Source organism: Dyadobacter sp. LHD-138, from assembly GCF_030929615.1.
In the GTDB taxonomy this organism is placed as follows: domain Bacteria; phylum Bacteroidota; class Bacteroidia; order Cytophagales; family Spirosomataceae; genus Dyadobacter.
On record NZ_JAVFVU010000027.1, the window covers coordinates 97,170 to 119,838 of the forward strand.

Consider the following 22,669-nt stretch of genomic DNA (forward strand, 5'->3'; position numbering starts at 1 on the left):
CCAGAATGAGTTAAAAACAAGTCCCGTAAACCCAACGCCCATACAATTGTTTTCACCTGATCCCAAGTGGATAGACTATTCCAGTCATAGTCGGCATCACTCTAAACGACCAAAATCTCCTTTCCATCAATACCCAAACAACAATGCCAACGCTTCAGTCCAAAACTACGGCAGCAGGGTAAAAACCTTCACTTCAGCACCCATAATTTTTGCAAGACCGTCAGCAAGTGTCAGGTTCCAATCCAAGATGCTCATTGACATTCCAGTCGCCTTAAAAAAATCATAACGTTGATTCAAAAGTGACTGTTGACTTCCGTCTTTAATAAGAGCATCTTGGATAATATAGTTTGGTATCAAAAACACCTGTTCTGTGTCAGGAATGTTGACTCCTTTCGCGCTGGATGAGCCTCCATAAAAAGCCCCTCCATTTTACGCTCACTCCACCAAAAGAAATTCAACAACAAATGGCTGTCTGAAAAATGGGGTACATACACTTAAAGGGGCCAGCAGGTATGCTGGCTTTTTTTAAGGCAAACTTGAACTGACTTGGATGGCTCAAGTGTAACAGCGCTGGCTCCATGCCTAATTGATGAGTTTGAGTCTTTTTTTAACATGAAGTGGTTTGCGGTTGAGTTTAATTCGTGTTTGATCGTAGAAGTATCTATCAATACATCACAATAGTTGTAACAAAATTGCTATAAACTCGCAAATATAGCTACAAGTTCAAGGTGTATTTGCGACGGTGGATTAGAGTATCTGCTGTTAATTTTAACAGCGAAATTGTGTTGGGTTCGTTGGAGATCAATTCCCGTAATTCTTCCTCCTATCAGACTCGCTCACAGAAGCAGCGATTTATTCTGAATTATACAATTCACCAAACTAATGCCATTTATGAAAAGAATTTTGCTTTTACACTCAACGTTTTTTTTGCTCAGCTTCTGTTTTTGCGTCCAGTCGGTAATGGCAGGAAACCAGAAACGCCTTGTTTCCAGTGCCTATCTGCTATTGAAGCAGTCTCCGGCGGGAACGGTTCTGTTTGACGGTCAATGGTACACCGAAACTGTGCTCGCGCGATTGTTGTCCGGCGCTGAAAAGGTGCTGGCCACCTGCGGTGGTACCGTTGGCGGAACGGAACCGACCGATGATTTTGATGGTGACGGTGCCTGCAATGGCGTTGACTTTGACGATGATAACGATGGTGTGCTGGATGTTACTGAACAAGCTTGTGTAAGCAATGCATCATCTAAAAGTGGCGTAACAGTAACCAAGCCAGCTACCATCAATTATAATTTTAATGGTAACACCCTGGCAAATTTGGTGGATGGAGTTGACAACAATACGCTGGTAATCTATAATCCCAACGGTACGCTAAACAATGCCGAATGGTTTAGGGTGGAACTCCCTTCCCCAAAAGTATTAACGCAATGGGAGGTAGGGCATTATCAGGGTCAAACTTTGTTTTCTACCACAAGTACGTATAAAGTTCAGGGAAGCCAGGACGGCACCACCTGGACAGACATAACGGGAACTCTTATCTACGCAAACAACGGTTTCGGGCAAAGTACCCAGGCCAACTCCAATATTGCGACTTTTGAACAAAATAACATTGCCTATAAGTACTATCGTTACTACGGAATCGTCGGTTCGACAGGAGGTGGTTGGGCGACTGAATTTTATTTTACAGAAAAAAACTGTGGAGATATAGATGGGGACAGCGATGGAGTTGTAAACCGTTTCGATTTGGATTCAGATGGTGATGGCTGCAGTGATGCTTTGGAAGGAGGGGCAACGACAAATACCACTGCGGATTATGAATTTACCGGAGTTATGGGTGAAAACGGATTGGACAATTCACTGGAAACCGTGGCAGACAACGGTATAATAAATTATACTGCGACGTATAGATCCTATGCAATTGTTTCTTCTATTAATGCTTGTGCCGATACCGACGAAGATGGTGTAAGAGACGTGATAGACATTGATGATGATAATGACGGCGTATTGGATGCAGTAGAAATAGGATGTAGTCAACTACCTAGTTGGAATGTAACCGTTTGTGACTATACCACTACTGGATTTGGGACGTGTACTGATGCTAATAGTTTGGGTACGCTAACACAGCATGCCAGTGGAACAATGACCTACAATGGATTATCTCTTAACTGGACTAATCCAAATACTCAAACATCGGTACTATCAACCCTTAATGCTTCCGGAGGAAATATCACAGGAGCTAATCCCCCTGACAAATCGTATGCCGTTTTTTTTGAACATACATTCAATAATTTAGATGCAGGCCTTTATACCCTTTCTGCAGGAACTATTTACGATGGAAAAAAGATATATAAAGTATTGGCAAATGGTACAGATTCTTTGATTTACTGTAACAACGATTGGACAACAGCTACGCCTTCAAAAGAAGTAAACTTCGAGCCTAATACGAAATTAAAGATAATAGTTTATGAAAATGGCGATCTTAATACACGGGCAGTAATAAATATAGCGCTTAAAAACGGTTCTGCATATCCATGCAACAATTTAGTTGATCTGGATACCGATAATGATGGCGTTCCGAACCGTTTCGATTTGGATTCCGATGGAGATGGCTGCAGTGATGCTTTGGAAGGAGGGGCAACGACAACTACCACTGCGGATTATGAATTTACTGGAGTTATGGGTGAAAACGGATTGGACAATTCACTGGAAACCGTTGCAGACAATGGTATCATAAACTATACTTCGACATATAACTCCTATGCAATTGCTTCTTCTGTTAATGCTTGTACAGATACCGACGGGGATGGTGTAAGAGACCTGATAGACATTGATGATGATAATGACGGCGTATTGGACTCCATGGAAATGGTAGCCGTTTGTAATATAGAGGCAGCGATACCGAGTTCTGTTGTAGTTGCACCATCAACTTCTTGGGGCCCAATTGCTGCCACGATAGACAATTCAGGGATGATTGGTACGGGAATTTCGGCAACCACTGATGCAGCTGTAACAACTTCAAACGCTTGGTACGGAGCTGACAATGTGACAGCAGCTGCTATTGATTATACTCTTCCAGCAGGATCAAGTGCAAGTTATATTTTGTTATGGGCGACGGAATCAAGCGACGGTACTGTTGGTGGAGACGGTCCCATAAAAGACTTTAAAGTTACCTTAACGTATAATAATGGAGCCAATAGCTTTACAAGTGAAACATTTACTACGGTAAAACCAACTGGTAGTGGTACGCCAAATTATGCACAGAAGTTTGATTTTGGACAAACATTTGCCAACGTAACAAAAATAAGCATTAGTGTTTTGAACGGCTGGTACGATTCCGACAGTCCTGCAAAAAATGATGGGTGGGTTTCAACAAGTGGTACAAGTATAAGTTCTCAATATAATCTTACTCTTGCTGAATTTAGATTTGGATGTTATGAATTAGCCGATACGGACACAGACAATGACGGCATACCCAACCGTTTGGACCTGGACAGCGATGGAGACGGTTGTCCTGATACCCGGGAGGCAATTCTTTTCAACAATTCGGACGTCGCTTCCATAGCTGGCGATGTACAAAATGGCAGCGGAGGTACGGTTACTTCTACCGTATCAACGGACAATGCAGTGGTTCCTGGCCCGTATGGAAGCAACGGGTTTGCCGACGCACTGCAGTCGGATACGGATCCTGACAAATATAAGTATGTATATACCTACCTGTTCCTGGCGACGCTGGCCGATAATAATGCCTGCGCGGACGAAGACGGCGACGGAACTCCAGATTTCGAGCAGGATATCGATAGCGACAACGATGGTATTACAGATGCAACCGAATCCCCAAGTTGCTTCTTTACCGAAGCGCAGGCGATGGATATTACCGAGGGGGTAAGCTCGGACTTTGCGTGGAATACTACCAATTCGCTTGCCAGGACCTATGACAATAACCTTTCCAATTTTGGTCAGGTTACCCCGGCAGTGAATATCCAAAACAAAGCGCTCGTTACGTTCGAACTGCCTGTAATAAATACTGCCGTTATTGACAATGTTCAGCTGGCCGTGGGAGCTGTTGCATTTGGAAGTGGTAGCTGGCAGTTGCAAGGGCTGAGTATGGGCAGCATTTGGGAGCCGCTTTCGACCGCACAAACGATGAACGCAGTAAATACCACTGTTACATTCTCCAATACACTGCAGCCTGCCAAAGCGTATCACTCATACAGGATCGTGGGCACGAGCAATACCAACGTAACCGACAATGCGAGGCTGGCCGAGTTCAGCATTCAATACAAAAATTACAATGCTTCGAGACATCCGGTGAAGTCGGGGTGTAACTCGGATACGGACGGTGATGGGGTATCAAACTTTTTTGACCGTGACAGTGACGGCGACGGCTGCCCGGATGCAGTAGAGGCGGGTGTGAGCGGGACACTGGTGGCAGGCGAAATGTTTAATAGCGGCACCGGTAATGTTACGACCGATAATGCGGTAACAGCTGGCCCGTTTGGTAGCAATGGTTTGGCGGATCCGGTGGAAACCGTACCGGAGAGCGGCATTGTGAATTATACCTCTACCTACAATCTTTACACATTGTCCGCGTCCCAGAACGCGTGCCTGGATACCGATGGGGATAGCATCAAGGACGTAGTGGATATCGACGATGACAATGACGGAATAATCGACATTGAGGAAGAAAACTGTGCGGGTTCCAATACTTCGAAGACCGGCGTTACGATTACCAAACCTTCGACGATCAACTACACTTTTAACGGTGCCCAAACTTTATCCAACCTGGTGGATGCAGTGGATGCAAATACACTGGTCATGTATAACCCCACCGGCACGTTAAGCAATGCAGAATGGTTCAGGGTGGAATTTCCGACCCCGAAAATACTGACCCAATGGGAAGTAGGGCATTATGGCGGGCAAACGCTCTTCAGTACAACCAGTACCTACAAAATACAGGGTAGCCAGAACGGAAGTTCGTGGACCGACATTTCCGGAACTTTAATCTACGCCAATAACCAGATAGGGCAGAGTACGCAAACAAGTTCCAATGTTGCGAATTTTGGCCAGAATGCGACTGCCTTTAAATATTACCGATATTTCGGTATCTCTGGCGCAGTGGGTACGGGCTGGGCTACTGAATTCTATTTTAAAGAGAAGAATTGCGTGGATCTCGATACGGACCTGGACGGCGTGCCCAATAGGCTCGATCTTGACAGCGACGGCGATGGCTGCCCCGACGTGAGGGAAGCAGGTGTCAATCCGCGGACAGATGTTAGCTCTCCTGCCTCAGGGACCAACAACGATGGTGGCAGTTATGGCATAGCGGATGTCGCAGACAGTCAGCTGGATACTGCCGGAGCAGACGCCAACAACGACGGCCTGAACGACAGTGTGGACCCGGACCAGAATGGTGTCACAAATTATCCGTCAACGTATACACAGTTTGCAATTGCTGGTAACATCAGTTTGTGCGCCGACACGGATAGCGATGGCATTAGTGACATCACCGATATCGACGACGACAACGACGGTATTCTGGATGCGGTGGAAAGCCCCGGGTGCTTTTACACCGCGGCCGAGGCCGGCATTATCGCCAAAGTATCAACTGCCTTGAACAACGACGACGGGACCGAGGTGGACCTGCCCTTCATGCATGATGGTACGACGACCAGCGTGGCTGCGAGCAATAATGTGATCAATATAAACGCGGCTGTGAATGGCACGGTGGTGTACAACATGGAATATCCGACGACGGTGCGGTTAACCAGCATTACGCACTATGGGACCACTTTCGGCACTTCGGCGACCGCAATGATCCAGGGTTCTAACGACAGGACGACCTGGGACGACCTGATGACGGCTGCGGCAGGTGCAACCGCTACGACTAAAACCTTTACTGTTAACAACAATGCTGCCAATAATTACAGATACTATCGCATTGTCAAAATAGCAGGTACGAGCACCCCGGCAATCACATCCTATGAAGTGGCTTCCGTTCACAACACCACCGGTTACGTTGCATCGGCCCATCCCAAGCCATCGTGCACGACCGACAGTGATGGTGACGGCATTGTCAACCATCACGATCTGGACAGCGACGGCGACGGTTGTTCGGATGCGATGGAAGGGGGCAGCAACGACGGCAGCGATGCCATTACTGCGGCGGACCTGGTGCATTCTTCCATGCCAGGCGGGAATAGTGGGGGCACGGCAGGGCCCGTGGATTACAATTTGGGCACCACAGTGGATGCCAATGGTGTGCCTACCCTTGTTTCGGGCGGCCAGGTCCTGGGCTCGGCCCAGGACGAAGGTTCCCAGCCAGCGAATTGCGTCCCTGTGGCACCGCCGGTAGCGGTGAGCGACATCATCACCAACAATTCACCTGGCTCTGCGTCTAGCGTCAATGTGCTTACCAACGATGCGGGGGGGGACCCGGTCAATCCGACTACCGTTAATTTGATTGTTGCCGGAGGCGGGAGTTGTGCAGACACCGATACCGATGGCGACTGTGACGAACTGACGGTCCCTGGCGAAGGCACCTGGACAGTAACATCCACTGGCGTGGTAACATTCACCCCTGAAACAGGCTTTGTTTCAGATCCTACACCGATTACTTACACGGTAAAGGACAATGACGGGGAAACCTCTGTGCCAGTAGAAATCACGGTCGACAATGTGCCTGTGGCGACCAATGACTCCGGTTCAGGCACCTATAATGCTGCTGCAACAGTCAATGTGACGGCGAATGACATTACAGGTGACCTGGTTGACCGGGCCACAATTCAGATCACAGGTACTGCAACCCCCGGGGACCCGTTGGTGGTGACCGGACAGGGAACGTGGACTGTCAATACGGCAACAGGTGAAATTACCTTTACACCGGAAGTCGGCTATACAGGTAACCCTACATCGATTACTTATACCGTTCAAGACGGTGAGGGCAATACTTCCAACACTGCGCAACTGACCATTACCTACTCCGCCCTGCCAGTTACACTTGTTTCTTTTAGCGCAGGTAAAACAGCAGAGGGTGTTTTGTTAAAATGGACAACTGCGGACGAGAGGGATTTCGACCGTTTCGAGATCGAGCAATCGACAGAGCCACAAGCTGGTTTTGTGAAGATCGGTGAGGTAAGAGGGGGCGGTTCGCAATATTCGTTTTTGGATGGGGTGGGTCGTGATGAGAGGAGCTACTACCGTTTGAAGATGGTCGATGCGGATGGGACTTACAGCTATTCAAGGATTGTTACTGTGACGAGCTGGAATAGGCTGGAATTGTACCGGGTTTATCCTAACCCTTCGTATGGCCGGAGCATATCCATTGCGAGCATCTCTGCGATTGAATCGTACACTGTGTATGATGCTTCGGGCAGGGAGGTGCCAGTACAGCTGACCAGGGAAGGCGGGAAGCATAAGTTCGCTTTCGGCAAGGATGTTCAGGCTGGGGTTTATGTGATTTCGTACCGGATAGCCGGGCAAGCATTCAGCCAGCAGTTTGTGCTCAGTTACTGATCTATTCTGACTAACGAAGAGCCGCCGGGGAATAGCCTCCGGCGGCTTTTGGTTTTATGACAAAAATCATATCATTCGAAGTTGAAATGTGGATTAATTTGCGAAATTGTCAGTGTAGTTTGGAACGAGATAGTTCTTGATGCCTAAATATTTACTTTCTTCTTTATACTTTATTGCAGTATTGCCGTGCTATGGCTTTCAACGGGTTTGGCCAAAGTATTCTCTCGGGCAATTTACAGACGAAAACGGCCTCCCCCAGAATAGCATACAGGACCTGGTTTTGGGAATTTCGGGTTTATCTGGATCGCGACCCAGGGCGGTTTGGTTCGGTTCGATGGTCAAAAAATGGTGACTTAGCCAAAAAAAGTATTGTCAGAATGCAGTTTTGAAAGGAAAGGTTGACTGGAGATTTCGGTGCCTGTGACCATCTGAATACGGAAATCGAGGTCATATAAAATCGGACATTGAAATTAATTACAAATGATTGATTAATAAAGAAATACACCAGGGTTGAACGATTTTTCAAAGTGGTCATTTTGCCGCGGAATCCACTGGTCCGGGTATCCGAATTCTCCAGTCTAATGTGAAGAAAACCTTGTGGGGACGAATTGGGAGACCCTGAATCTTATCCGTTGGAAAAAAGTTTTTGGAGAGCAGGTTCTCTTTCTCTCCGGGTCATTATCATCCGTGTTTTTCTATATGTCCATGGAACACGCCTTCCTGTCGATCGATGGAGGCTAACTCGAAATTTTCGGGGGCGAACCCAGATGACAGGAATGGAATGATAGGCAGGAAACTCTCCAAAACAGACTAGATTGATTCAAGCAAAAACCTGGATAAGTCCTATGCGCTCTACAACTTTTAGAATTGATCCGAGATTTATGATGTACAGAACGTCTTTAAAAAGCTTTAAAAGGAGTAAAAGGATCTTTTCTGGATTCATTAGCTTTTCCTATGCAGAATAGATTTATAATTTTCTAAGTTATATTTGTATTTTCGGGAATTCGCTTATTGTACCCAACAGATTTGATTTCAAAGAGGTAGCAAAACTTCCCTTGATCGCTTTTTGTTTTTATTGCTTACCAGCCGCTGCATTGAACCTGACCTACTTCTTCTTTTGCATATTGTTAACTTTTCAAGTTGTCGGACAGCCGGTATATACCTTGAATGACAGCACTTCAGTTTCTACTGATCAATACGAGATCCTGCCCGATCGCGGCTACACGTTCGATCAGATCCTGGCCAATCCTTCATTGCCATTCAGTGCAGAAGATTCGCTCCGGCTTGCCGAAATACCAGTTTACTGGCTGAGAGTAAAGGTCAATAACCCTTACGGTTACGCAAGGTCTTACGACGTGCGGGTAGAGCCTTTGATGGACAATACGTTATATAATTTCGACTATAATGCGGGAAAATGGGTAGGGTATAGGGCGGGTATTCTGACTGAATCAAAGTATAATCGGCGCATTCAGGGAATCATGCCCTGTGTCTTACAGGCTAAAATGGTTAATACGCTGTATGTCAGAGTCGAGGTGTCATCGCTCAGGAAGTTTGGCTATGTACTGAAACGCAAAATTCAGTTCAACAGAAAAAATAGCGTTCTTGGCAAGGAAGAAAATTTAAGGATCGCATGGATGGTGGCGATAACGGTTCTTTTTCTCTTTTTTCTAAATAACGTATATATCTATTTCAGTTTCCGGGACAAAACCGTTTTATACTATCTCATCGCTCAACTGGGCGGAATAATCTATATCACTTCTTACAGGCACTTTTTTTCCCTCATCTTTTATTGCCCGGTTTTCACTTTCTGGATAAAGCCCAGCGGTTGGCTTGATTACTATGATCTGAATTACCTCCTGATGCATATAGGCATACTAGGCATTATGTATGGTCTTGTACAATTCACCCGATCGTTTTTTGATACAAAAAGGACACTTCCGGTACTCAATACGGTTTTGAAACGTGGACTGATTGTATATGTTTCGATCACGACCGTTATCATATTGATTAATTCGATGGTATTTTATCTGGAACATTACACCAGATCGTTTGAGAATTTATTTGCGCTTTTTCTCATTCTCATTATTTTGTCGACCTGTGTCGCGGGTTATCTCAGGAAACTCCCGGCAGCTGGTTCCTTTTTGCTGGCCAATATGCTGCCACTGGTTTTCATGGTCGGCACTACGCTTTTTCACGTATTGGTGGGGGTCAATGACAGTGATAACACGTTTCTTCCGGATATGGCCATTATCGCCCAGTCGCTGGGGTTTTCGATCGCTCTGGTCGCCCGGACGCGACTGATTCAAAGCGACCTGAAGGTGAAAGAAATGCAAGCCAGGCAACTGGAATTTGATCTGCGCGAACTGACGCTCGCCCAAAGATTGACTGAGATGGAAAATCAAAAGATCAACGCTGAAATTCTTGTGGAAAAAAGCAGAAACGAATTGTTGCATCATAATCTGGAAGCAAACCGTCGTGAACTCGCATCGACGACGCTTTATATCGTCCAAAAAAACAAGATGCTGGCAGATCTAAAAAAACAAATTCATGAGTCAAATCAACAGTTTCCCGACAATAAACATCAGGGGCTAGACGGAGTTAAAGCTATCCTTAACAGTAACCTTTACCTGGATTCCGATTGGGCAAAATTCAAACTGCATTTTGAACAGGTTCATCCACGCTTCTTTGAAGACTTATATGTTAAACACCCGAGCCTGACCAAAAATGAAATACGCATATACGCCTATTTTCATATGAAACTCGCCACGAAGGAGATTGCTTCCCTGCTCAACATTGACCCTGCCAGTGTTCGCCGTGCCAAAACACGGCTGTACAAAAAAATGGCACTTCCCGAAGATGAGTGAGCCACTCAGTTAGAGTAACCTTTCCATTATCCGCTCAAATCACCACCAAAACGTCAATTTTTGGCCAAAAACTGAAATTTTAATCGTTTTGTCTACACTTTGTCTACGGTCGGTTTTAGGCTTTTGGTTATATAAAGCGCTGTTTTACACCACGGCTTCCCCTTCCCCGTGGTTGGCAAAAAGCGGTAATTCCTTCTTTATACGACATTCGGCATTATGACAAAATTCTCCTCTCTATCAGTAGGTTTTAAACGGACTTTCGGCCAAAGATTTGTCCTGTTTTTAACGGCGTTGCTATACGCACACCACACATGCTCACAGACAGCTGCCGTTATTACAAACTGCAATAACGAGATGCCCGCCTCACTCACTTTTACGGTGCCCAGCCAATATTCTGGCGCCACCTGGTTCAACAACACTAAACCCCATCTTGGCTCGCTCGGATCCGGCAAGACTTTAACCATCACCAATAACTTCTCCGACACGTATAGCTACATACCCCAGGGAGGAAGCCAAAACGAAACAGTTGAGATACTACGTGTCAAATACCCCAATGCGGACTTCACAGCGCTATCGACTTGTCTGACAGAAGCTGCCAGATTTGAGGCGAACGGCGCCTGCATCGGGAACGCATTTAAGGGAAACGGAACTTCTTCCGGGGCTGCTTCTGCGGCAGATATGTATCCTACCAAACAGATTGATTTCATAACCCTTGCTGCCTGGGTCAAATGGGACGGAAACATTACAAACGGCGTATCCCAAGCCATCATGATGAACGGGAACAGCGGCAACTCGGGCTATGGGTTGTATATCGATGGTCCGACAAAAAACCTGACGATTCTGCTTGGCGGCGTTGCCTATCTGACTAGCAGCGTCAAATTGACGACCAACAAATGGCAACACGTAGCCATAGTCCGTAATAATGGCACCTGGCTATTGTATGTCGACGGCCTATATTATCCTCTGAGCACTCCCACCGCCGCACCGTATACGCCGGGGGCATATGCGAGCGGTAGGTTTTCTGTGGGCCAAAACGCCTCCGGCACCGAAAATTTCAGCGGGTTTATCGATGAAGTAGCCATTTGGGAAAGAGCGCTCAATATGGCTGAGATCAACGGACTGCGTGCCGATGTCTGTTATTCATCGCCAACAGGCAGCTGGAACTTCAACGAAAGCGGCGGGGCACAGGCGTTCGATGGAAGCGGTAAAAATCTGCACCTGACCCTGGCAAATGCGCAGCGGGTTTCGCAGGTTACATACGCCTGGGATTTTGGCGACGGAACCTATCAGACAACGGATAACGTGGCGATCAGCCATCAATATGCTACCCATGGCACGAAGACGGTGACATTGACGGTTACCGATATTACAGGCTGCTCGTCCAGAACCAGTCAGGTCATTTCTGTCGTACAATCTCCCGCAAGTTTCCCTGTAACGGCGACCATTTCTTCCACCGAGGTGTGCGCTGGAACCTCGATCAACCTTTCGGCATCGAGCATTCCTTCCATTTACCAAAGTGATTTTAACGGCAATTTGAATGCATGGCAATTGGGTGAAGTATGGCGGCAAAATACCCATTACATAGGCTCCGGACCTGCCTACGCACTAAACACGCTCGTCTCGATCACGGCCATCAACCGGACGATCAACTCGACTTTGACATCGCCCGCTTTCAGCACTGTGGGATTGACAAGTGTTTCTGTTTTTCTCACCCATTTTTTAAGAAACGAGAATGCATCAAGCGCCTCGGTCGAGGCCTCTTCGGACGGAAATAACTGGACAACCCTGGTTACTTACACCGATCAGTACCGCGAAGGAGGACTAAACAAGTTTAAAACGGAGGAAATTGCGCTTCCGACCGCATTTGAGAATAAGGAAAAGGTGTACATGCGGTTCAGGTATGTCGACACCAAAGGCAATTCACAATTCAATTACTGGATGATACAGAGCATGACCGTGCGTCTTGCCGGGTATCGGTGGACCTCCGTTCCCAGGGGCTATACATCCAATTTACAAAGTGAGCAATCTATCGTGCCGTTGGTGACGACAACTTACAGTGTTTCAGCCAGCAATGGCTGCGGGGGGGCAGCAAGCCAGGTAACGGTTAGGGTGAAGCCGGTACCCGCGGCAACGACTACGGTCCCGACAAGCGTTTGCCAGTATAATGCATCCAATATCACGCTGACAGGCTCAGGGGCAGAAGCACCATATACTTTCAACTATCGTCACTTTCATGGCGGAGCGAGTGACCATTCGATCTCAACCGGCCCGGGAAACTCGGCGTCCATCCCGCTTGAAACTGAATCCCCAGGAGGTTTTACCTATTTACTGCTTAGTGTCTCCAGTGTAAATGGTTGTACCCGCAATTATAGTGATGTGAATATGTCGGGAGTCATCAAGGGATCGGCGAGTGGATTTGTGCAAGTGAACTCCGACAATATATGTACAGGTGATCAGACCACCGTATCCATCGGTGTCATAGGCGGGGATTTACCCTATACCATCAATTACAGTACGCCTGAGAGTGCTAATCAGGTTTATGTAGGCCGAAGCATAGACATTCCCCTGAAAACAAATTCTCAGGGAACACAGACCTACAAGATAACAAGCATTTCCAGCGCCACCGGATGTGTCGTGAACTATACGGCCGATAATCAACCAACCGAAATAGTCACAGTCAAACAAAGTCCTGCGGTGTTTGTTGCTTCTGACACTGATATTTTTTGCGATACGCCTATTAAGTTGACAGCCTCCGGAGCCGACAGCTATAAATGGTTCCCTGCCATTGGGCTTGACACAAACACCGGAGATAGGGTCGAAGCTTCGCCGGATGAAACAACCATTTACAGAGTTACCGGTACGGTGGACGGCTGCAGTACGGCAGCAACTAAAATTGTCAATTCTTCCAAACTAACGATCACCAGGCAGCCGACCATATCCAGTACAGAGATTTGTGCCGGAACACCTGTCACGCTTACAGGCGGTGAAAGTACGTACTCAGGGGGTTTTATATATGAAGAAGATTTTAATAGCGAAGCCAGATTGGTGAACTGGACGTCAGAGATGGAGACGACCTTAGCGGCTAATCAAAATTGGGCGATTGTTCCAGATAAATACTCTTTTTTTGGAAAAAAGGAAGCGGGCAGCAGTTTTGTTTTCATTAAGAGTCAACCTTCAACTAGTTCCGAGCGGACCACCCGGACTTTAAAATCACCCGCTATCAGCACACTGGGTTATACAAACATTGCCCTTACGGTTAATGAAGTAGCCATACTCAATACGAATCCCAACACCGTGAACAGGGTACAGCTTTCACTGGATGGAGTTTCCTGGACGGATGTTTTTGTAAGAAAAGATGGCCTTACCGCTGAAAATGGCATTGTTTTTTTTAACACAAGAATCGAAGTACCGGCCACCTTCGAAAATAAACCGGCTATCTATATCCGCTTTTTCTCCCATCTGGAATTCGGACTTCCATCTGGAGTCACTCCTTATGCGTGGGGAATAAACAATGTCAGAATGACCTATTCCAGACCAGCTTACTGGCGTTGGCATCAATTTTCTATTTATGTAAATGAAATTCTCCCAAATCCTTCGGTAATCAGGCCGGAGAAGTCTGTGGAAATTCAGGCGTTTACTACAACTCCTAATGGATGTGCCAAGGCTCTTTCTTCGCAAGTAGTTACTGTCAACCCCATTCCCGAGGTGGCTATCGACCCGGTGATACGCGTTGAAGCCCGGACGAATACCCAGACCGCCCAAATCCCGTACACCAAAGTAGCCGGCGATCCGGACCGGTATTCGCTTTTTGCCGGGGCAAGAAAGCTGCCTGGATTCCTGGAAGAAAGAAATTTCCAGTTTCCTGCACCTAATGTTTTTGGTGTTAATGTTCCCCCGGCTATCGCGACATATGATTTTATTTTCAGGGCAGGTAATAGCGCGGGATGCGTTGGTAAAGACGTCAATTTCAGCATTATGGTAGGAAGCGGGAATGCATTGCTGTCCGCTCTTACACTAAGTACCGGGCCGCTCTCGCCCGCATTTGAGCCCGCACTTTCCAATTATGACGAAGTTATCGTTCGCGCAGGAATGGAGTCCGTGACGGTAACCGCAACAGTCGAGCATCCGGCAGCTACGCTTACGATCAATGATGTGGCCGCGGTAAGCGGTGTACCAACCGTAGTGCCGTTGGATGGCCCCTTTGGCCAGAATATGATATCCGTAAAAGTGACTTCGGAGGCGGGTACTGAAACGGTCTATACCATGCGGGTCAAAAGGGCAGCGAATCTGGACAATGCCAATCATGAACAGTCAAACGCCAAAGTGGCTTATTCGCTCCGGCAATTGGCCAGCACCTATCTGCATCGCGGGGTTGAGCCTCCTGAGCCGGTACCCGGTTTTACCAACGCGCCCTTACCGGTCATCCGGGTTCGCCGTCCTGTCGACGATGCCCAGCTGGACATCGGTTTCGATGCACACGGCCAGCTGGATACACTTACTATGCTTCGCTTTGCTGGAGCCGATGACCTTTTTGTTCCTGTCTGGTATGATCAGAGTGGGTTTGATTTCGATGCTGTTCAAACCGAACCAAACAGCCAGCCGCGCATTGCGCATACCGGAACAGTCGATCGGAAGAACGGTGCGCCCACATTATATTTCACCGGCTCAACAACCAGCAATACCTACCTGACTTCACCACCCTTCCAGGGTTTTGCAGAGAGGTTTTCAATCTTCGCAGTGGCCGGCGTCAGGACAGATCAGCCCTCAGGCCTTAATGGGCTGCTGAGCAAAGCGTCTGAAGGCAAGCCTGCTCCCTGGGATATATCAGGAGGCACATTCAAGATTGGCAACGGAACCGACGAATTGTCAACTGTTAATCTGACAAAACCCTTCACTGCGGCCAATCCGTTTGCTACATGGTTATTTATCGGTGAACAACTTGGTTTCGGCGGCACATTTCTGAATAACACCCCGAATGGTAACTCCCAGGACAGCCATCCGGCTTATGCTGATGGTATGACCCCGGTAGTAATTGGTTCCGATCAGCAGGGAATATCCAGGCTAAACGGCTGGATCAGTGAATTGATCCTATTGGATCAATCACGTCAATACGATCTGATGGAGAACCAGATGCAAACCTATATCGGCCCAGCCATCACTTCGTTCACACCTTCGTCCGGTGATGGGCCGGTAGGGATAACGATCCACGGACACAATTTTATCGGCGTTGAAACCGTCAGCATCGGCGGTGTGGCCGTAGCATCGTTCCAGGTAGTCAATGAAAATTTGATCATCGCCCAGAAGACGCAACCCGGTGGAGGGGATCTGCAAGTGACAACTGCCTATGGCACAGCCAGTAAGAGGGGATTTTTCTATGGCTCTCCCCCGGGAAATGCCCTGCGTTTCGACGGGGCCGACGACTATGTGCAGCTCAATAATAAGATCTCTAGTGCCGACTTTACCATTGAACTCTGGATCAGAACGGATGTCGATTCCAAAACAGGTACAGATGCTTACAACGGCTCCATTCTGCTGGATTCCGATGTAAGCGGACCAGCTAATGATTTCGTCCTGAGCATTCTCAACAACAGAGTTGCTTTTCTTGACGGAAGTGCTAACGTGAATGCCTATGGAGTAACAGACGTTACGGATGGCAGATGGCACCATGTTGCGGTTGTACGAGAGGCAGGTCAAAATGTGAAGATTTATCTGGACTACAACCTGGAAGTGACCGGCGTTGCGGGAGCCGATATGCTGAATGTAAACCCTAATATCTTCCTGGGAGGAAATCCGAATAATCCGGATATTTCCTTTGATGGTTGGATGGACGAACTACGGATATGGAACGAAGCTCTTCCTATAGAGTTTTTAACCGCATTCCGGTCAGATGTCGTACCCCCGGATCATCCTATACTGGCCGCCTACCATTCGTTCGATGTGCAGACACTTACCAATACCATTGAACTGGAAGACCTGACCGGTTCTGCCGACGCAGGCACGCTGTATAATTTTGATCCATCCGGTAGCCATTGGGTAGAAAGCTACGCCATGGTGGTTCCCGATACTTCCCCTGCGGTGAAAGATATTTCAGAAAATGGATTCACGGCACACTGGAACCCCTCACCTGTTGGTACAACTGAAATATATCAGGTTTTTTTGTCGACAGACCCAACCTTTCCTTTTCCCGGACCGGCAACCATAATGTTTGGTACCGCGGACACCCATTTGAATATGGAAAATCTCAAACCCGGAACGACCTATTATTACCGTGTGGGTTGCTTCAAAGGATATCTGGGCGAACAGGCGGCATTATCCGGCATTGCGACAGTAACAACCTTATCTAAAATAGAACTTCAGGCACTTCTCCTGGATGGCGCCGTTTTACCTGGATTCGACGGAAAAACACTTACTTATGCAGCGAATATAGGCGAAGGTTCGGGTTCGGTGGTGATCGCTGCGATATCGGGAGATGCTTCTGCGACTATTGAAGTCAAAGTAAATGGCGGCAATTATACACCGATCGCCAACAATACACCGTCCGACCCTTTAAATATGGCGCATGGCGTAAATATCATAAGCGTAAAAGTGAGCTCGCCTGGTGGTTCGGTTGCAACGATCTATACCATTACCGTAACAAGGCTTTTTAAAGCGCCCGGTAACGCCCTTCAGTTCGCAGGATCGAAAACAGACGTCAATGCAGAGGAGTATGTAAAAATCGACAAAAAAATAGAATCTCCTGATTTCACACTGGAAGCCTGGATCAGGACCTCGGAGCATTCCGTAACCGGGTCTTTGGGCTATACTGCCTCCGCCCTTTTTAATTCCGACAAAGGAGGAACGGCAAACGATTTCGTCATGGGTATTCTCAATGACAAGATCACCTTTTTCGATGGAAACCGCAATGCCACTACCATTGGGGAGGTTAGCGTGGTCGATGGTCGATGGCACTATGTGGCGGTTGTGCGGAAAGCCGGTGTATCGGTCAAAATATATGTTGATGGAAAACTGGACAAAGAAAATACTTCCGGAGCAGGTACCCTCCCGTTGAACGCCAATACGTACATTGCCCTCGGAGGTAATCCGGGCTATGCGCCTGGTGCTTTTACGGGTTCAATGGATGAAGTCCGCATCTGGAAGACTGCCAGAAGTCACGCTGAAATCGCCGACAATATGCTGCGGGCTATTTCGCCGACACATCAGGACCTGATGGCCTTCTACAATTTTGACACAGGCGCACAGGAGAACGCCACAACTCTGACCGATCTGACCGGCAACGGGAACACCGGCACGCTGTTCCATTTTAACCCACTCAACCAGGGATGGGTTGAGAGTTATGCCATGGTCGTACCCGTTCCGGCGGCAGGGGCTGCCATTAACGCAACGGACTTTACGGCAAACTGGTCGGCCCCTGTTACCGGAACGGCTGAACGATATTTTCTGGATGTTTCGACGAGCGAAAACTTTGCGGCCGGTAGTTTCCTTCCGGGCTACGAAGCTTTGGAAGTAGATGCAACATCAAAAAAAGTAACGCTGCCTACTTCAGGCTCCGGTCGCCAAATGGCTGGGGGTATTTACTACTATTACCGCGTCTCCGCTGACAAAACGTCGGTTTTCGGGCAAGGTGCTCATTCACCCACGATTACGGTCATTTTTAACCCATTGCCTGTTACACTGGTTTCTTTTACAGGAAAAAGAGTCGAGAAAACGAATGTTTTGGAATGGATCGTGACAGATGAAAAGGAGTTTGCCGGGTACGAGGTTGAGAGGAGTATTGAGGGAAAGAAGTTCGGAAAGATTGGTCAGGTGAGAGCGGTGGCAAACGAGCAGTCAACCACCACACAATACCAGTTCATCGACGAACTAATTTCTGGGAACACTAATATCTCTGGCAATCTTTATTACCGTCTTAAAATGGTGGACCGCGCCGCGGACGGCCTGGATGGAAGTTTTGCGATGTCCAGAATTGTCGCCATTAAAAACGATGCTGATCAAACACAGATAAGTAGCGTCTACCCAAATCCACTGGTTAATAAAACAGGCTTTGTGGACATTAATATGGATCAGGTCGGCAGTTGGGAGGCACAGGTATTGAACACAGCGGGCATTATACTGTCTGCCAGGAAGCTCGATTTACAAAAGGGTTTTAACAAAATCAGATTTGAGCTAACGGGGGTATTGCCGGGCATATATTTAATTAAATTCGATAACGGCGTGCAGCAGATCGTACGGAAAATTGTGGTCGAATAACTTATGGCGGCTCTGAACGAAAAGGTAATGACTGCATCAACAGAAATCCATGACTTCTTTGATCTACAATCTTGTAAAGTATCGTTTTGTTAATAAAGACTGTTAATGTTTCCTTCGGAAATGTAACCCCACTTGATTTTTCGCAGGCTTTTTGAATCATCATCGCTTTTTGGCCGGCGGTTATGATGACCGGTTTTCCGCTTCCGGGCATTAGTTATCCAAGTTGATTAGTAAGCTGCCGAAGAATTTTATGCCGTTTGTCAACGAATACCGAACCTGCGAAGCCTGTAAGATGCTGTCGGAGGAGACCGGTTTTCAGCTACACGTTAGATCGTAGGCAGTTCGTAAATCTGGCCTGATTTTTCCACATTAGCGCTATCGTAGCAACGACTGGTGCTGCCTTTGATAATTCATCTAACGCCGTATCAAATCAACATTCAGATAGGTTGCTATTTGATTTAAACACTAGTTCAAATTTTACCGTGTCTGGTATTGAGTTACTCCTGTTGAGCTTTTTTAATATCCTTTCCCACATCAAGCATGATTTCATTAAAGATATACAAGAATTTATCACATGCAAGCGCTTCCGTCGGGGCCGAAAAAGGTAGGTCTGGATTTCGAACAGCACCTCAGGAGGTAGTATCTTACCGAAGACTGATTTTAAGGTAATCTTGTAAATCGTCCCCCGTAAATTAAGCGCGAGGATTTTACCTTCCGGATCTAATAGCATGTTAAAAGGAATGTTGCTCACTGCATACTGTCTGGCTGCATCGTTTGCCAGTATTTTAAATCACTAACGTGTGTTCAGTTCAGCCGATCCTTTTTAATTGATCTTATAAATCCACCTGCTTTGCAGGTGGTCATCTACTTTTGGCTTTGCCAGTTATCTTTGCTTTATGAGCAAATACAAGAAACAGAGCCATGTAGTTTGGAACCGGGTCGCCGGAGCGATGCGACTACCACATAGTTTGGACTCCCAAATATAGATTTCGGATTCTAAGCGGTTTGGTTAAAGATCTTGTGGATCATGATATAAAGATGTTATGTGACTGGAAAAGTTGTGAAGTTATAGCGTTAAACATACAACCTGATCATATTCATCTAGTTGTGTCGGTTCCTCCCAAGGTTTCTATATCGTTGTTGATGGGCACCTTGAAGGGGGAATTAGCTATTAAACTATTCAAAAGTTATCCACAATTGAAGAAGAAACCCTATTGGGGTAATCATTTTTGGTCATGGGGGTACTTTGTCAATACAGTAGGTATTAACGAAGATGTAATCTGCCGATACGTGAAATATCAAGAAGAAGAGGATAAGAAAGAAGAAAATAATGGTCAGCATTTCAATTTGTTCGACTAAGTGTGAAAGCAGTTAAAGGCTATGCCTTCACCTTTTTACAACATCCACCTTCTGAGAAGGTGGATGTTTAATCGTTTCCAGGATTTTGTGGTAATTTTTCACTATTTTTGACATACATATTGGGGTTTGTTTGGTGGTTTTAATATACTGAAATTCAGTATATTAATCAAATATGTGTAGACTTTTTCTTCCTTTATTCTATTTCACCCAACGGGTTAATTAATATTTCATATACTCTCCTAACAACGGTCAGTGGGAGGAATAGTATCGTGTTCTTATTTGGCTGAATTTTTGGACGCTAGTTGAAAACTAATTGAGGAAAGTGTTAATTCCTTTTAGAAAAATAGATTGGAGGCGCAGACAAGGACACTATTTCAAAAACTGTGTAAACGAAAAATCGGGGTTTACATTCTCTTGTGGTGCTGCTCAGACCGGCGCTATACATTGATTGAGGGAAGATTCTGCATTGCACAAGACGGTAAGCACCCGACAATTTAAAGATTAAATTTGGCAAGGAGCAAAAAGGAGATGAGGTAAGGGGCGGTACCGGTTTTGTCGATACATTCAAAAAATCAACTTATACCCGATACCACGAATGTTGACAATCTGCACCTGCGGGTCGTCTTTTAGGTAGCGGCGCAGGCGTGTGATAAAAACGTCCAGGCTGCGGCCGTTGAAAAAGGAATCATCACCCCAAAGCTCTAAAAGTACTGTGTTTTTTTCTAACACCTGGTTGCGCAGCTGACACAAGCGACGCAGCAGCTCTGCTTCACGGTGAGATAAAGAAGCTTCCTGACCGTCTAGTGACAGTTTTTGTTTGGCCGGATCAAATGCGTATTTGCCAATGCTGAAAACTTCCGAAGAAAAGTTAGTTGTATTTCTAGGCCGGAGAAGGGCTTCAATGCGGACTATTAGCTCGTCGAGGCTGAATGGCTTTTTGAGATAATCATTTCCACCCAGCTCGAAACCTTTCACGACGTCGGCGGTTTGTGAGCGGGCAGTCAGGAACATAATGGGTACATTTGAATCTTGCCGGCGAATTTTTGCGGCCACCGTAAAACCATCCATATCCGGCATCATTACATCGGCGACGACAATGTCGGGACGATGTTCTGCGAACTGAGCAAGTCCGGCAATCCCGTTTTCTGCGTAGAAAACTGTGAATCCGCGATAAGTCAGACTATCTTTGACGATCATCCCTAATGCAGTTTCATCTTCGATGAGTAAAACTTTTGGCATAATTAAAACTTTAGAATAAACTCACTTCCCCTGCCTGGTTCACTGACCAAATCAATGCTCCCACCATGCCGCTCCACCACCTGGCGGACATAGGCAAGCCCCAGCCCGAAACCTTTGACCGCATGTAAATCGCCCGTCGGTACACGAAAAAAACGGTCGAAAACGGCTTGCTGGTGGTTTTTTGGAATACCTATTCCATTATCCGCTACGGCCAGCTGCCAGTTTTTACCTTCATTTTTAAATTTAAAAACCACCGTTACTGTTTCATTGGAATATTTCAATGCATTATCAACCAGGTTGCTAACCACATTCGCAAAATGCATCCGGTCTACTGTTACTGTTTCGTTGTCGGTAAAATGATGCTCGAACTGAACCGGCTTGGTGGCTTTGAGCTGATAGTTTTCGGTGATTTCAGCAATAAGCTGGCGCAGGTTAACCGGCTCACGATGCAGTTTCATGTCCTGCTTGTCTTCCACAGCCATATCGAGTACTTTTTCAACCAGTTCAGAAAGACGCCCGAGGTTGTTTTGGGAAATGGTCAGGTAGCTTTTTGTTTTCTCAGGATTGTCGAGCACGCCGTAATTCATCATCGCTTCCACGGCGGCCGTTACCGTTGCAATGGGCGTTTTGAGCTCGTGGGTCATGTTATTGATGAAATCGTTTTTGATTTCGGAAAGCCGCTTTTGTCTTAAAATCGTTCGCAGCATGTAAATGAAGCAGCCGGTCGTCAGGGTTAGCAGAAAGAAACTCGCCGCCAGTAAACCACCCATTTTTTTGAACAAATAAAAAAACGGCATATCAAAGGTCGCCTGCACGAACAAGTGCTTGACCGGATTAATAGGCACGGCGAATGTCTTTAGCTGCTTCGTCGCATTCCAACCATCCAATTTGTTATCAATGAAGTATGTATTTTCTTCACTGATTTTGGGTCTGATGCGCAGGGTATCAATAAAAAATGCAGCCTGAATTCCACGCAGCCGAAGTTCGGACTGATAGGCTTTATACAGTTTTTTTTTGTCGATCTGATCGCCTTCTGCCCAGCCCATGACGAGCATCCTCGAGATTCGGTTTGCTAAGGTGTCTCCCGGTGCTGCTGCTTTGGCTTGATCTACACCTTCTGAGCTGATGTACAGGTGCGTTTGCGCATTTGGCCCCGATTTGAATTTTCTGACGATCATCTTTGGGCGGGATAATGGCGGTGGGCCCGGCGCCCCAAGTTTCTGGCGATCGTAGCTGAACATAGCATCCGCCCGCGCGATCTGTTCCTTCTCGACAACACGAAAGAGTGCTTCCTGAACGGTTTCCTTAAACTGTGAGCGGTTGAGCCGATACGTCGTCAAAAGCCAATAAGCCTGAAACGCATTGATTGCTACAATGCAAATGGTCATCAACCAGAAAATGAATCGGATACGGGTGCTGCTCATACTACAAAGCTACATTGCTGAACGCTG

At 46.7% G+C, this 22,669-nt stretch carries 6 protein-coding genes and 1 pseudogene; 4 read left to right on the plus strand and 3 right to left on the minus strand.

Features of this window, described 5'->3' with window-relative positions:
* Positions 1–165: 165 nt before the first annotated feature.
* Positions 166–357, minus strand: coding sequence for a hypothetical protein (locus RB622_RS19460; protein WP_308048282.1), 192 nt, complete (start codon positions 355–357; stop codon positions 166–168).
* A 534-nt stretch (positions 358–891) separates the two neighbouring features.
* On the opposite strand from RB622_RS19460, the gene RB622_RS19465 reads away from it, so the two are divergent.
* The 4 genes and pseudogenes from RB622_RS19465 to tnpA all read left to right on the plus strand — a co-directional run bounded on the left by RB622_RS19465 (position 892) and on the right by tnpA (position 19,979).
* Positions 892–7,509 carry a discoidin domain-containing protein gene (locus RB622_RS19465; protein WP_308048283.1) on the plus strand — a complete coding sequence of 2,206 codons (6,618 nt, stop codon included), beginning with the start codon at positions 892–894 and terminating at the stop codon, positions 7,507–7,509.
* A 1,124-nt stretch (positions 7,510–8,633) separates the two neighbouring features.
* Positions 8,634–10,373 carry a 7TM diverse intracellular signaling domain-containing protein gene (locus RB622_RS19470; protein WP_308048284.1) on the plus strand — a complete coding sequence of 580 codons (1,740 nt, stop codon included), beginning with the start codon at positions 8,634–8,636 and terminating at the stop codon, positions 10,371–10,373.
* Positions 10,374–10,727: 354 nt separating this feature from the next.
* Entirely contained in the window at positions 10,728–18,620 is a 7,893-nt protein-coding gene (locus RB622_RS19475; RefSeq protein ID WP_308048285.1) for a LamG-like jellyroll fold domain-containing protein, read from the plus strand.
* An 896-nt stretch (positions 18,621–19,516) separates the two neighbouring features.
* Positions 19,517–19,979 (plus strand): annotated as a pseudogene (gene tnpA / locus RB622_RS19480) (IS200/IS605 family transposase).
* Positions 19,980–20,543: 564 nt separating this feature from the next.
* Here tnpA and RB622_RS19485 read toward each other — a convergent pair.
* Both RB622_RS19485 and RB622_RS19490 read right to left on the minus strand, forming a co-directional pair.
* Complete coding sequence (locus tag RB622_RS19485; RefSeq protein ID WP_308048287.1) at positions 20,544–21,218, minus strand: response regulator transcription factor; 675 nt, start codon at positions 21,216–21,218, stop codon at positions 20,544–20,546.
* A gap of 2 nt (positions 21,219–21,220) precedes the next feature.
* The gene (locus RB622_RS19490; RefSeq protein WP_308048288.1) at positions 21,221–22,642 is read right to left on the minus strand and encodes a HAMP domain-containing sensor histidine kinase; all 1,422 of its coding nucleotides are present in this window, start codon (positions 22,640–22,642) and stop codon (positions 21,221–21,223) included.
* Positions 22,643–22,669 lie beyond the last annotated feature (27 nt).

Coding starts and splice junctions, on each gene's coding strand:
- RB622_RS19465 (WP_308048283.1), top strand. CDS start 892: ATGAAAAGAATTTTGCTTTTACACTCAACGTTTTTTTTGCTCAGCTTC.
- RB622_RS19475 (WP_308048285.1), top strand. CDS start 10,728: ATGCCCGCCTCACTCACTTTTACGGTGCCCAGCCAATATTCTGGCGCC.
- RB622_RS19485 (WP_308048287.1), bottom strand. CDS start 21,218: ATGCCAAAAGTTTTACTCATCGAAGATGAAACTGCATTAGGGATGATC.
- RB622_RS19490 (WP_308048288.1), bottom strand. CDS start 22,642: ATGAGCAGCACCCGTATCCGATTCATTTTCTGGTTGATGACCATTTGC.